At 69.7% G+C, this 13823-nt stretch carries 7 protein-coding genes; 2 read left to right on the forward strand and 5 right to left on the reverse strand.

The features are described 5' to 3' along the window. Positions 1–151: 151 nt before the first annotated feature. The 3 genes from C5E41_RS00495 to C5E41_RS00505 all read right to left on the reverse strand — a co-directional run bounded on the left by C5E41_RS00495 (position 152) and on the right by C5E41_RS00505 (position 9665). Positions 152–7513 carry a non-ribosomal peptide synthetase gene (locus tag C5E41_RS00495; RefSeq protein ID WP_104374154.1) on the reverse strand — a complete coding sequence of 2454 codons (7362 nt, stop codon included), beginning with the start codon at positions 7511–7513 and terminating at the stop codon, positions 152–154. Between the two features lie 257 nt (positions 7514–7770). Then, on the reverse strand, positions 7771–8748 hold the full coding sequence (locus C5E41_RS00500) for a helix-turn-helix transcriptional regulator (RefSeq protein ID WP_181063019.1): 978 nt from the start codon (positions 8746–8748) through the stop codon (positions 7771–7773). Between the two features lie 53 nt (positions 8749–8801). After that, positions 8802–9665: a M23 family metallopeptidase gene (locus tag C5E41_RS00505; RefSeq protein ID WP_258080639.1), complete on the reverse strand. Its 864-nt coding sequence runs from the start codon at positions 9663–9665 to the stop codon at positions 8802–8804. Positions 9666–9866: 201 nt separating this feature from the next. Between C5E41_RS00505 and C5E41_RS00510 the strand changes: the two genes are divergently transcribed. Both C5E41_RS00510 and C5E41_RS00515 read left to right on the forward strand, forming a co-directional pair. Beyond that, entirely contained in the window at positions 9867–10910 is a 1044-nt protein-coding gene (locus tag C5E41_RS00510; RefSeq protein ID WP_181063027.1) for a nitronate monooxygenase, read from the forward strand. A 58-nt stretch (positions 10911–10968) separates the two neighbouring features. Then, a complete protein-coding gene (locus C5E41_RS00515) occupies positions 10969–11361 on the forward strand; it encodes an SCO5389 family protein (RefSeq protein ID WP_030513337.1) in 393 nt (130 codons plus the stop codon). A gap of 44 nt (positions 11362–11405) precedes the next feature. Here C5E41_RS00515 and C5E41_RS00520 read toward each other — a convergent pair whose 3' ends face one another. Continuing rightward, positions 11406–13040 (reverse strand): acyl-CoA synthetase, encoded by a 1635-nt coding sequence (locus C5E41_RS00520; RefSeq protein WP_104373877.1) that lies wholly within the window; start codon positions 13038–13040, stop codon positions 11406–11408. A gap of 248 nt (positions 13041–13288) precedes the next feature. Further along, positions 13289–13774, reverse strand: coding sequence for a DUF4442 domain-containing protein (locus C5E41_RS00525; protein WP_258080640.1), 486 nt, complete (start codon positions 13772–13774; stop codon positions 13289–13291). Positions 13775–13823: the final 49 nt, after the last annotated feature.

Consider the following 13823-nt stretch of genomic DNA (forward strand, 5'->3'; position numbering starts at 1 on the left):
CGTCACTTCCAGCGCGTACTGTCCGCTGACCACCCGTACCACCTATCTCATCCTGCCTGTCATCACCGCATGCGCCCGCACGCAGGCCACCCTTGTCCATCGATTCCGGCCGCGGCGGGCGTTACTTTCCCGCGATCGTGCCACCGGTTGCTCAACGAAGCACATTGTCCTGCAGCACTACCAGCTCGGCCGAACCGAAGGCGGCCGGCGCCGGCGCGTCCTCGAGCACCACGGCCCGCAGGTCTTCCAGCGGTTCCGGATCCAGCAGGTCCAGACCGGCGCGATCGGTGAACAGGTGGGTGACCCATTCGTCGGCGAGCCCGTCGGTGCCGACCTCGGCCGGCAACACCATCGACGCACCGGTCGTCCCCGCGCCGACCACCTCGAGCAGCGCGGCGACACCGTCGGCCCGGCCCTGCCGGAAGGTGCGAGATTCGAAGTCCAGCTCGGTACGAGCCCGCAACCGGTCGACCGCGGCGGCCAGCGCGTCGTAACTGTGGATGCCGTCCGCGCCGACGAAGGCCGGATCGGCGCCGCGCAACGCCCGGGTGCGGTTGGCGTAGGTCACCGGCCGCGCCGACTCACCCGCGATTTCGGCGGCGACCGCCGCGTCGTCGAGGACCAACCAGTCGATACCGTTCGGCCCCGCCTTCGGCCGGGCCGCCGCCACGGTGACTCCGGTCTTGATCTCCAGCTCCGACGGCAGCTCCCCACCGTCGACGACCGGGACCAGCGCGGCACCGGCCTTGAGCACCGCCCAGGCCGCGACCGCCGACTCGATACCACGCTCGAGCCGGACCGCGACCCCGCTACCCGGACCGCAACCGCGACCGATCAGAGCCCGGGCCAACCGGGAGGAGCGGGCGTCGAGCTCCTGATACGAGACCGCCTCCTCGCCCCAGGCCAGGGCCGGACCCTCGGGATCGTCCTCGACGGCGGCGGCCAGCGCCTGCGCCAGCGCGGTGCCGACGGTGGAGCCGGTCGCAGCCGGGTCGGTGCGGGCCGACTCGACCACCACCTCCGACTCGTCGTGCAGGTCGATCGCGCCGAGCAGGATCTGCGGATCGGCGGCCACTGCCGCGAGGATGCGCTCGAATCGATCACCCAGCGCGCGCATCGTCGCCGGATCGAACAGGTCCCGCGCGTAGGTGAAGATCGTGACCAGCTCCGCCGGTGAGCCGTCGGATTCGTGGCGCGGCTCGACCGTGACCTGCAGATCGAACTTCGCCGCCACGGCATCGGTGTCGAGTGCGGCGATGGTCAGGCCCGGCAGTTCCAGCGTCGGCTGCTGGGTGTTCTGGAACGACAGCACCACCGTGAACAGGCTCTGCGCGCCACCGCGTCCCGGGGCCACGACCTCGGCGACCCGTTCGAACGGGATATCGGAGTTAGCGAAGGCCGCCAGATCGGTGTCGCGGGCGGTTTCCACCAGCGCGTCGAAGGTGTCGGCGGTGTCGACACCGGTGCGCAGCGTCAGCGTGTTGACGAACATGCCGACCAGATCGTCGAGCGCGCGCTCGCCGCGGCCCGCGATCGGCGTGCCGACCACCACATCGGCGGTGCCGGACTGCCGGGCCAGCAGCACCGCGAGCGCGGCGTGCACCACCATGAACAGCGACGAATTATGTTCGCGCGCAATCCGGACCAGCCCCTCGTGCACCGCGGCCGGGATCGCGAAACCGATCGATTCGCCGCGCATCGACGGCGCGGCCGGACGCGGATGATCGGGCGTCAGCAGCGGCGTACCGGACACCCCGGCGAGCCGATCCCGCCAGTAGGCGAGCTGCTTGGCCGCCACCGAATCCGGATCGTCGTCGGTGCCGATGGCCCGGCGCTGCCAGATCGCGAAATCGGCGTACTGGACTTCCAATGGCGCCCAGCCTGGTTCGCGGCCGCCGGTGCGGGCCACATAAGCGGTCATCAGATCGCGAGCGAGCGGCGCCATCGAGGAACCGTCGCCGGCGATGTGGTGGATCACCAGTGCCAGCACCTGGTCGGAACCGTTGCGCAGCAGCAGGGCGCGCACCGGAACCTGTTGAGTCACATCGAATCCGGTCGCCATGAGCGCGGCGATCCGGTCGACCGGCTCGGCGGTGTCCTCGACCGGCAGGCCCTCCGGCAGCGCCTCGCGGACCGAGAGTATCTCCTGATACGGCAGCCCGCCCGGACCGCCGGCCGGATAGCGGGTGCGCAGCACCTCGTGCCGCTCCACCACGTCGGCGACGGCCTGACGCAACGCGTCCGCATCGAGATCGCCGGTGAGCCGGATCGCCAGCGGAATGTTGTAGGCCGGTGATTGCGGATCGAGCTGGTTGATCACCCACATCCGCTGCTGGGCCGGCGACAGCGGAATCCGCTCCCCGCGCGCGGCCGGTTCCAGGCGCGGGCGCACCGCACCGGCGGCCGCACCGGGCACGATCCGCGCCGCGAGCGCCGCCACGGTCGAGGCCTCGAACAGCTCCCGGACCACGAGGTTCGCGTCGAGCGCCGCGTTGATGCGAGCCACCGCACGGGTCGCGAGCAGCGAATTGCCACCGAGAGCGAAGAAGTCGTCATCGAGGCCTACACCGGTCGTCTCCGCCCCGGCGACACCGAGCAGGTCGGCGAACACATCGGCGACGGTCTGTTCGATCGGCGTACTCGGCGCCCGGAAGGCGGCCGCGCTGACGACCGCCGGTTCGGGCAGCGCGCGACGATCGAGTTTTCCGTTCGGCGTCAGCGGCAGCGCGTCGAGCACGACCACCACGTTGGGCACCATGTAGCCGGTCAGGAAGGCGCCGACCTCGGCGCGCAGCGCGATCGGATCGAGCGGCGAACCCGCCTCGGGCACAACGTAACCCACCAGCCGCTCACCGGAATGCTCACCGGTGCGGACCATCGCCACCGCCTGCGCGACACCGGTGCAGCGCAGCAGCGCGGCCTCGATTTCGCCGAGTTCGATGCGGAAGCCACGCAGCTGCACCTGCTGATCGCTGCGGCCGGCGTATTCCAGCGCGGCCTCGCCGTCGAAGCCGGCCCAGCGGCCGATATCGCCCGAGCGGTACATCCGGGAACCGGGCGCACCGTACGGATTGGCCACGAACCGCGCCGCGGTCAAGCCCGGACGGCCGAGATAACCGCGCGAAAGTTGTTGTCCGGCAATGTACATCTCGCCAGCCACGCCGACCGGCGCCGGATGCAGCCGGTCGTCGAGCACATAGGTCTCCAGGCCCGGCAGCGCCCGGCCGATAACGCTGGCCGGATGGTCGGCCAGGCCCTCGTCCAGCGCCAGGAACGACACGTGCACGGTCGTCTCGGTGATGCCGTACATGTTCACCAGCTGCGGCGCGGTGGAGCCGTGCCGTTCGTACCAGCGCGCGAGCTGCCGCAGATCCAGCGCCTCACCGCCGAAGACGATGTAGCGCAACGCGAATTTGGCCGCGACCGTCACCGCGGCGTCGCCGGTGTGGCTGTGCGCCGCGCGGTCGGCCTCGGCGAGTTGATAGAACGCCGAGGGCGTCTGGTTCAGCACGGTGACCTGTTCGCGAATCAGCAACTCGCGGAACAGCTCCGGCGATCGCGAGGTGAGGTGATCGACCACCACGACCGCACCGCCGTTGGCCAGCGAACACCACAGTTCCCAGACCGAGAAGTCGAAGGCGAAGGAGTGGAACAGCGTCCACACGTCGGTTTCGTCGAAGTCGAACAGCAGCTGGGTGTTGGCGAACAGTTCCAGCACGTTGCGGTGAGTGACGCCCACCCCCTTGGGCACGCCGGTAGAGCCCGAGGTGTAGATGACGTAGGCCAGATCGGCCGGTCGCAGCGGGGCGAGCCGCTCGGCGTCGGTGATCCGGCCGCCGGCGAAGTTGCCGGTCTCCTCCAGCAGCACCGTCGCCAGGCCAGCGGCGGGCACCGCCTCGCGCAGCTCGGCGGTCGTGAGCACACACGCCGGCGCGGCGTCGCCGAGCATGAATTCCAGCCGCTGTACCGGATATCCGGTGTCGATGGGCAGATAGGCGGCGCCGGCGAGCAGCACGCCGAGCAGCGCGACCGGCAGTTCCTCGGTGCGCGGCACCGCCACCGCCACCAGCGATTCCGGCCCGACGCCCTGGACGATCAGCGCGCGGGCCACCCGGCTCGCACGCTCGTGCAGATCACCGAAGGTGAGCGTGGTGTCACCGAAGCGGACCGCCACCGCACCCGGCCGGCGCCGGACCTGCGCGGTGATCAGATCCACCAGGGTCACCGGCGGCACCGGCGCACCGGGCGAATTCCATTCGTGCAGAACGAGTTCGCGCTCACCGGGGGCCAGCACATCGATATCGCCCACCACGGCCGCGGCGTCGGCGGCGACGGCATTCAGGATGCGCGTGAACCGATCGGTGAAATCGCGCACCGTCGCCTCGTCGAAGAGGTCGGTGGCGTAGCTGAAGGCGGCCGAAATGCCCTGCGGCACACCGTGCTCGTCGATCCGCTCGGCCATCGCCAGCTGCAGATCGAACTTGGCCAGTTCGATGTCGAGGTCGACACCGGAAACCGCCAGCCCGGGCAGCTCCAATTCGGTGCGGGCCAGGTTCTGGAAGGTCAGCATCACCTGGAACAGCGGATGCCGCCCGGCCGAACGCGCCGGATCCAGGATCTCGACCAGCCGCTCGAACGGCACGTCGGCGTGGCCGAACGCCGCCACGTCGGTGCCGCGGACATCGGCCAGTACCTGTTCGAAACTGCGCGCCGGGTCGATCTCGGTGCGCAGCACCAGGGTGTTGACGAACATGCCGATCAGCTCGTCGAGCGCCGCCTCACCGCGCCCCGCGACCGGGGTGCCGATCGCGATGTCGCGGGTGCCCGACAGCCGGGCCAGCAGCACCGCGAGCGCGGCGTGCACGACCATGAACAACGTCGAATGATGTTCGTGCGCAAGGCGGTTCAGCGCCGCGTGCACATCCGGGGCGATCTCGAAGTCGAGCGTGGCGCCCCGATAGGACGCGACCGCCGGACGCGGCCGATCGGCCGGCAGGTCCAGTTGTTCGGGCAGAGCGGCGAGTTCACGGCGCCAGAAGTCGATCTGCGCGGCGAGCACCGACTCCGGATCGTCCTCGCGGCCCAGCGTTTCCCGTTGCCACAGGGCGTAATCGGCGTACTGGACGGCAAGGGGCGTCCATTCCGGACGACCGCCGCGCACCCGATCGAGGTAGGCGGTCATCAGATCGCGGGTCAGCGGCCCCATCGAGAAGCCGTCACCGGCGATGTGGTGCACCACGCACACCAGGACGTGCTCGGTCTCGCTGGCGCGGAGCACCCGCAGGCGCACCGGCGGCGCGGCCGTCACATCGAAGCCGCCCGAGACGGTCTCGGCAACCAGGGCGGCCACCTCGTCCTCGCCCGCTTCGACCAGGGGAATCTCGGGTATCGCCCGGGGATCCGAGACGGGCAGCACCCGCTGGTAGCCCTCACCGTCGAGTTCCGGATAGATGGTGCGCAACACTTCGTGGCGCTCCACCAGATCGCGCACCGCGGACCGCAGCGCGTCCACGTCGAGGCGTCCGCTCAGCCGCACCGCGACCGGGATGTTGTTGACGGCCCCCGCCGGGTCGAAGCGGTTGAGAAACCACATCCGCTGCTGCGCGTAGGACAGCGGGATGCGTTCGGGCCGCGGCATCGGCCGCAGCCGCTCGCCGGTGTCGGTTCCGGCGTGCCGTTCCACCTGTTCGGCCAGTGCGGCCACGGTCGATGCCTCGAACAACAGCTGCACCGGCACCCGGGCGCCCAGGGCCGAGCCGATCCGGGCCGCCGCCTGCGCGGCCAGCAGGGAATTGCCGCCGAGTTCGAAGAAGTCGTCGTCGGCGCCCACCCGGCCGGGATTGTCACCCTCGCCGGGGACGAGCAGAGCCGCGAACACCTCGGCGACGATCTCCTCCACCGGGGTGGCGGGAGCACGGAATTCGCGTGCCGCGAAGGTCGGTTCCGGCAGCCGGGCGCGGTCGAGTTTGCCGACCGGCGTCAGCGGAATCTCGTCCAGCGACATGATCGCCGCGGGAATCATGTAGGCGGGCAACGAGTCCGCCAGGAAATCGTCGAGGGTCGCGATATCGAGCGCCGCACCGGGACGCGGCAGCACGTACGACACCAGCGCCGTCGCGCCGGAAGGCAACGCGCGGCCGATGGTGGCGGCGAAATCGATATCCGGATGCGCGGTCAGCGCGTTGTCGATCTCGCCCAGTTCGATGCGGAAGCCGCGAATCTTGACCTGGAAATCGGAGCGGCCCAGATATTCGATGGTGCCGTCGGATTCGTTGCGGCGCACCAGGTCACCGGTGCGGTACAGCCGGGCCCCGGACCTGCCGGTTTCGGCGCCGAAGGGACTGGCCACGAACCGTTCCGCGGTGAGCCCCGGGCGGCCCAGATATCCCTGCGCCAGCGCCGGGCCCGCCAGATACAACTCGCCGACCACCCCGGCCGGCACCGGTCGCAGCCGCGAATCCAGCACGAACGCGCCGACCCCGGCGATCGGGGTGCCGATCGTGATCGGCTCGCCGGCAATCATTTCCGCGCTGGAGGTGGCGAGGATCGTCGCCTCGGTCGGGCCGTAGCCGTTGTAGAAGCGCCGCCCGTCGCGCGCCCAGCGACCCACCAACTCCGGGCCGAACTTGTCGCCGGCCACGACGACGGCCTCGAGGTCGGGCAGTCCGGCCGGATCGACCGATTCCAGCGCGCCCGGGGTGATCAGCATGTGCGAAACCTGTTCGCGGCGCAGCAGATCGGCCAGCTCGAAACCGCCGAACACCTCCGGCGGCGAGACCACCAAGGTCGCACCCGACGAGAAGGTCAGCAGCAGTTCCAGGACGGAGACGTCGAAATTCGGCGAACAGACGTGCAGGACACGGGAATCCTCGGTCACGCCGTAGTGCTCGCGCTCGGCCGCGACCAGACCGCCGAGTCCGGCATGGGTCACCACGACGCCCTTGGGACGCCCGGTGGAGCCCGAGGTGTAGATCACGTAGGCCGGGTGATCCTCGGTGAGCGGGCGGACCCGGTCGGTGTAGGAGATCGGATGCGCGGGGCGCGCGCCGATTCGCTCCGAGGCGGCCGGATCGTCGAGTTCGAGCCAGTACACACCCGTCCCCAGCGCCCGGCGATGGGCTCCGGTGGTCAGGCCGAGGACCGCGCCGGAGTCGGCGACGATATGCGCGATGCGCTCGGGCGGATAGGCCGGGTCGACCGGAACGTAGGCCGCGCCCGCCTTGGCGACCGCCCAGATCGCGAGGACGGATTCGATCGAGCGGGCGATGCCGATAGCCACCACGTCGCCGGCGCCGATGCCGTGGGAGATGAGTTCGCGGGCCAGGCACGACGATCCCTCGTCGAGCTCTCGATAGGTCAGCTGCCGCGCGTCGGCCGGATCGTCGGTCGGCGCGTACCGGATCGCCACCGCATCGGCGGCGGACTCGACCGCGGCGGTCAGCAGCTGGCCGAAAAGGGGGCTGCCCGACCTGCGGCGACGACCTCCACGAGCGGAACGGCGGGCAGTATCCATTCGAGTGTCTTCACCTCTCGCGTCCAGCAGGTCCGCACGGTCGAACACCCCCTCGCGCGGTCCGAGCAATCATATAAGGATGGCGAGCACGACGCGGTGCGCCGGATCGAACTGGTGACCCGCCGGTACTCCTGGTACTCATCGCTGCCAGGGTGCCTTGATGTTGCGCCTCGTGTCGACTTCCGTGGCGCTGGTCACAACTTCCGTGGCACTGGTCACAACTTCCGTGGCACCGGTCACGGTAGGTCCCCCGCTTGTCACAGCCAGCCGCGGCGGATCGCCTGCACGCCCGCCTGGAACCGGGTGCTGGCACCCAGTCGCTCCAGCAGGCTCGCGGTCCGCCGCACCACCGTGCGCCGGGACATGCCCAGCCGCCGGGCGATCGTGTCGTCCGTCGCGCCCAGGCCCATCAGAGTCAGAATGGCCCGGTCGCGTTCGTCCAGCGGCTGGTCCGGATTCACCGAGATCGGCGCGGCCAGCGACCACAACACCTCGAAGGTGTGCACGATCGCGTCCAGCGTGGGGCAGGCCGCGACGCGCAGCCCCATCGGATCGCCGCGGCGTTCATCGTGGTGCAGCATCAGCGCCGCGCGGTCGTCGTCGGCGATGATCACCTTGAAGGGCGGATCGGGCAGCGTGCGCGCCTGCGCCCCGGCGGTATTGGCCTGCAGTGCGAAGCGCAGCCGATCGGGATCCTGATAGATGGTGTCCTGATACAGCGTCTGGTAGCGCACGCCCGCCGACATCCGCGCCGAGCGCAGATCGAACAGCCGCGCGGCACGTTCGCCCTCGCACAGATACGGTCCCCGGTCGATCATCCGGATCCGGCCGCGCGCGGCACGCTGTAGATCCTCGAATTCGGCGACCACCTCGCGGGCCTCGTACATCGGCACGACGCTGCCGTCGCCGCGGGTGGTGCGCCGCACCGAACGAAAGGTCTCGCCCAGCCGGGCCGCGGCCTCGTGCATGCGCGCGGTTTCGGCCTGGCGGCGGCGGGATTCGGCTTCCGACAGGGCCTCGGGGGCATGGGCGTCCCAGCGGACGGTGTCACCGATGTCGATGCGGACCGCGGCCTGCATCTCGCAGAGTTCGCTCAGGGCGGCCGCGACGGACTCGCGGGAGCACTCGAGATATTGCGCCAGCTCCGACAGGCTGGACCGCGGATGCTGCACCAGAGCCGTATAGGTGCGGCCGTGCATGGATCCGGAGTCGAACAGCTCGTACAAACCAGTCAATGCATCAACCCCCCGCGGCCGGCCGAGCCGGGCGGCCGACGACAACGCGGGCGCTATTCGCCCGCCCCCCACGACTGCTGGGACAGGACGACGCCCTTGCTCGCCAGATAGGGAGCCGGATCGATCTTGACGTCGCTGGGATCCCAGATCTCCAGATGCAGGTGCGGGCCGGTGGAGTTGCCGCGGTTGCCGACGGTCGCGATCACGTCGCCGGCGTTCACCCGCTGACCGACGTGGGTGAGGATGTCGTTGACGTGGCCGTATACCGCGGTGGTGCCGTCGTCCTGCTTCACCCGCACCCACAGCCCGAAGCCCGAAGCGGGACCGGCATCGATCACCGTGCCGTTCTCCACCGAATGAATAGGAGTACCGATCGGGTCGGCGAAGTCGACACCGTAGTGCATGGCGCCCCAGCGGGACCCGAAGCCGGAGCTGACCACCCCGGCCACCGGTCGCACGGCCTGGGCCGGTGCGAGCTGCTGCTGAATACCCTTCAGCACCTCTTCGGCGTGCGAGAGCGGACCGGCGACTTCCGGCGGCAGATTCTGCAGACCGAACGGTGCGGGCGCGGGCGCGGCCACCGGCTGGGCCTGCGTCTCGGCGGCGACCGGGGCGGCGACGGGTGCGGCCTGCTGTTCGGCCTCGTGCGCGGGTTCGGCGGCCGACTTCAGCGCGACCGGTTCGGGAGTGTCGTTGTGGCCGCTGGGCAGCAGCGGCGTGGCGTGCGCGAACTGGGTGGCGGTGCCGATCAGCGCGCCGGTCGCGACGGCGGCGCTGGCGGCGAGCTTCATCCGGTCGCCCGTGCGCGGCTGGGCGCGGTGGCGGGTGCGACGCTCGGCCGCGCCGTCACCGGCGTAGATGTCACCGAGAAGGTCCTGAACGGATACGGAACTGGATGTCTCACGGTGCTGCGGCAAGGCTCGTCCTAGCGTCGATCAACTCGGTGGCGACGCCGGGTCGAAACCTGACATTCGGTAACGATTCGGCATCTGTTGTGACGGAAACTGTACTCCGTCGTGACCTTTTCGCAACCTCCTCGGAGAAATTCGCAGGTGGAAGGCTGATCTTGGTGCCGTGGGCGCCGTTACCGGGACCACGGCCGGGTTCAGACTGGGGAGGTGATCCTCGACAACGTGCGCACCCCGATCGTGCTGGCGCCGATGGCCGGCGGCCCGTCCACCCCGGAACTCGCCGCCGCTGTCGGCAATGCGGGCGGGCTGGGATTCCTCGCCGCCGGGTATCTGAGTGCCGCCGATGCCGCCGCGCGGATAGCGGCGCTGCGCGAACTCGCCGAGACTCCCTTCGGCGTGAACCTGTTCGTTCCGGGCGCGCCCACGCCGCCGGAACATTTCGCGGCCTACCTCGACCGGCTGGGTCGCCGTTTCCCGCTCGGCGAGGCGCGATTCGACGCCGACGCCTGGGACGAGAAGCTCGACCTGCTCACCGCCGAGCCGGTGGCGGTGGTCTCGTGCACCTTCGGCTGCCCCTCGGAGGCCGAGATCGAGCGCCTGCATCGCGCCGGATCCGAGGTGTGGGTCACGGTGACCTCGGTGCCGGAGGCACGAGTCGCCGCCGAAACGGGTGCCGATGTCCTCATCACCCAAGGCGCGGAGGGCGGCGGACATCGTGGCGGTTTCGCCGACCGGCCCGAGGAGGACGGCGCCGATCCGCTCACCACCCTGGCGCTGGTGCAACTGGTGCGCGCAGCTGTCGAGACGCCCGTGGTCGCGGCGGGCGGGATCGCCACCGGCGCGGGCATTGCCGCGGTCCTCGCCGCCGGCGCCGCGGCCGCGCAGTTGGGCACGGCCTTCCTCCGCTGTCCGGAGGCGGGCACCTCGGGACTGCACCGCGATGCGCTCGAGATCGAGACACCGACCATGCTGACCCGCGCCTTCAGCGGCCGCCGAGCCCGTGGCCTGCGCAATCAATTCATGCTCGACAACCCCGACGCGCCCGCGGCCTATCCCGAAATCCATTACGCCACCGGACCGTTGCGAGCCGAGGCCCGCGCCGCCGACAACCCCGACGCGGTGAATCTGTGGGCCGGGCAGGCACATACCCTCGCGGAGGCCATTCCGGCCGCCGACCTGGTGCGCAAGCTCACGGAGGAAACGAAAGCCGCTCTGCAATCGGCACTTTCGCGGTCATTCTCGTCTTGTTGACAACCTTTTTCGTTTAGACTCGTGGGACATCACCCGCCCATCCCACGAGGAGAGCGTCATGTCATTGGATGTCCCAGCCGCACTGCTCGAACGCGCCGAAAGCGGTCCGGTCAGCGACGAGGAATTCGTCGAATGCGTTCGCACCTCACTGCCGTACGCCTATGAGGTCGTCAGCCGAGTGGCCGCCGACTTGCGTTCCGGCACAGCAGAATTCGCGGACAATCAGGTTCCCCCGCCGGACGAGACGGCCCGCGGCCAACTGCTGCGCGCGATGGCGTCGGATTCGATTCGCGGCAGCTTGGAGCGGCATTTCGGCATCAAGCTCGCCTTCCAGAACTGCCATCGGGTGGCGGCCTTCCCGCTGTCCGCCGTCGGCGGTGACACCTACTCGACCTTCATCTCCACCCGTGCTCAACTGCTCAATCAGAGCCCGGAACTGCGTAACTGCTGAACCGTACGGTTCCGGCGCCGGTGCGTCCGGCGCCGGAACCGGCGTTACGTTCCGCCGCCTTCTCCCCACTGCCGCAGCCGCCACTTGAGGACCTTTCCGGTGGGGTTGCGCGGCAGTTCGTCGATGAAGATCACCTCGCGAGGCACCTTGTAGCGCGCCAGGTTCGACTTCACATGCGCTTTGATCTCCTCCGCGCCGAGGGTGTCGGTGGTGCGGACGACGAAAGCGACCAGCCGGGCGCCGTATTCGTCGTCGGGCACGCCGATGACGGCGGCCTCGCGCACGTCCGGATGCGCGTCGAGCAATTCCTCGACCTCGGCCGGGAACACGTTCTCCCCGCCCGCGACGATCATGTCGTCGTCACGGCCGTCGATGAAAAGCCTTCCGGCGGAATCGAAATGACCGACATCGCCGGTGGACATCAGCCCACGGATCTGCTCCTTGCCGCCGCCACCGGTATAGCCGTCGAAGGGCATCGCGTTGCGGACGAAGATCCGCCCGGTGGTCCCCGGCGGCACCGGCTCACCCCGCTCGTCGAGGATCTCGACCACCGCGCCCGCCACCGGTGAGCCCACACATCCCGGTTCCTCCGCCAGATCCTCCGGGGTGGCGACGGTGGCGTAGGCGACCTCGGTGGATCCGTACAGGTTGTAGACGACCGGTCCGAAGGTAGCGGTCACCCGCCGGCACAACTCGGCGCCCAACTGCGCTCCGGCGACGAAAACGATGCGCAGCGCCGACAGATCCCGCTCGCGCACCGCCTGCGGTCCCAGCTCGACCATGCGCGCGAGCATCACCGGCACCACGATCAGCGCGGTCGCGCGATGCTCGGCCATACTGTCGATCACCCGCTGCGGATCGAATCGCCGCCGGATCACCAGTGTCGAGCCGAAACCGATGGCCAGCAACGACATTGCGAAGCCGAGTGTGTGGAACAGCGGCGCCGGGCATTCGGTCACCTCCCGGGTCCGGAACGGCACCTTGCTGAGAATCGCACCCAGCGGTTCCAGCGAACGCGGCTCCGACCGCGGCGCGCCCTTGGGTGTGCCGGTGGTGCCGCTGGTCAGCAGGATGATCTTGGCGCCGGAGCGCGAGAACGGCGGCGTGGCGGGCGAGCCGGCGGTGATCAGCGACTCCAGGCTGGAGGTGTGCCCGGTCTCCGACCAGGCCCGATAAGCCCCCCGCTGGGGGCTCAGATCGCCGAGGATGGATTCGTACTCCTCGTCGTACACCAGCAGATCCGCCCTCTCCCGGGCGGCCACATCGCGTAGTTGAGGCCCGGCGAAGTCGGTGTTCAGCAGAATGATCCGGGCCCCGCATTTGGCCGCGGCGAAGACCGCGTCGAGCAGCCCGCGGTGGTTGCGGGCCAGAATCGCCACGCCCTCGCCGGTGCGGAGTCCGCGCTTGCGCCATTCGTTGGCCAGCCGGTTGGAGCGGTGGTCGAGTTCCCGATAGCTCAGCGTGCCGAGTTCGTCGATCACGGCCGCGCGATCGCCGTAGCGGGCGGCGGCCAGCCGCAACAGCGCGGGCAGCGCGCCGTGACGCAGCAGCGCGTCGCCCGCGGACAGCAACGTCAACGGCGACTCGATGCCGACCACGCCGCTGCCGACCGCCAGCCGCAGATATTCCAGTTCGGACCACGCCCGTGCGATCACCGTGCGTAACAGATTCACCGTCATGCTCGACTCCCCCTGCCGCGCCGACTGTCTGGCATCGGATGGCGGTGCACGCCCATTACCCCGGACCTCTCTGTCCCCGCCCGGTGGAGCCGAGGTCCGCGAGGAGGCTACGGCTGCGTGGCCACGCGGGCTCCCCTGTCGGGCGCATACGACACCGCCTCTTCGACGGTACGCGCCCTCACCGTAACCCCGCCGCACACAATCGGTCGACCGCAACCGCGCCGGCGCAGTCGCTACCGCCGGACCCGCTACTTTCCGTGCGCGCGCAACTGGTAGAGCCCGCGAGTCTCGGCGACGACCACCCCGTCGGCGTCGGTCACCGTGGCCGCGAGGGCGAAGTCGGCCTTGCCGTTGGCCTCGGCGTCGGCGATCACCCGCGCGATCTCCTCCTCCGACAGCGAAGCCTCGGCGCGCACATCGGTTTTCGCCGGCTTGCGGAAGAAGATCTGCAGGTCCTTCACCAGCGGGTAGTACTTGGCGCTGTCGAAGGTGGCGATCGGAATCGCACCGCCGAGAATCTCCGCGACGGTGAACAGCACGCCGGCGTACATGACGCCGAAGTGGTTGCCGTTGCCCTCGATCGGCACGGTGGTGGCCGCGAAACCGGGCCGCACCTCGAGCGCTCGCACACCCATCTTGTGCGCGATCGGGATGGTGAACTCCAGCCCACCGTTCACCACATCCGCGAACGCGGGGGTGTCGTTGTTCATCTCGGCGCTGCTCGTCTCGGTCATCGCCAGCCCTTTCTGCACGTGATCGGACGCCCACCGGACGTCGGCACTC

Origin of the sequence: Nocardia nova (assembly GCF_002933465.1) — a bacterium.
GTDB classification, from domain to species: domain Bacteria; phylum Actinomycetota; class Actinomycetes; order Mycobacteriales; family Mycobacteriaceae; genus Nocardia; species Nocardia nova_B.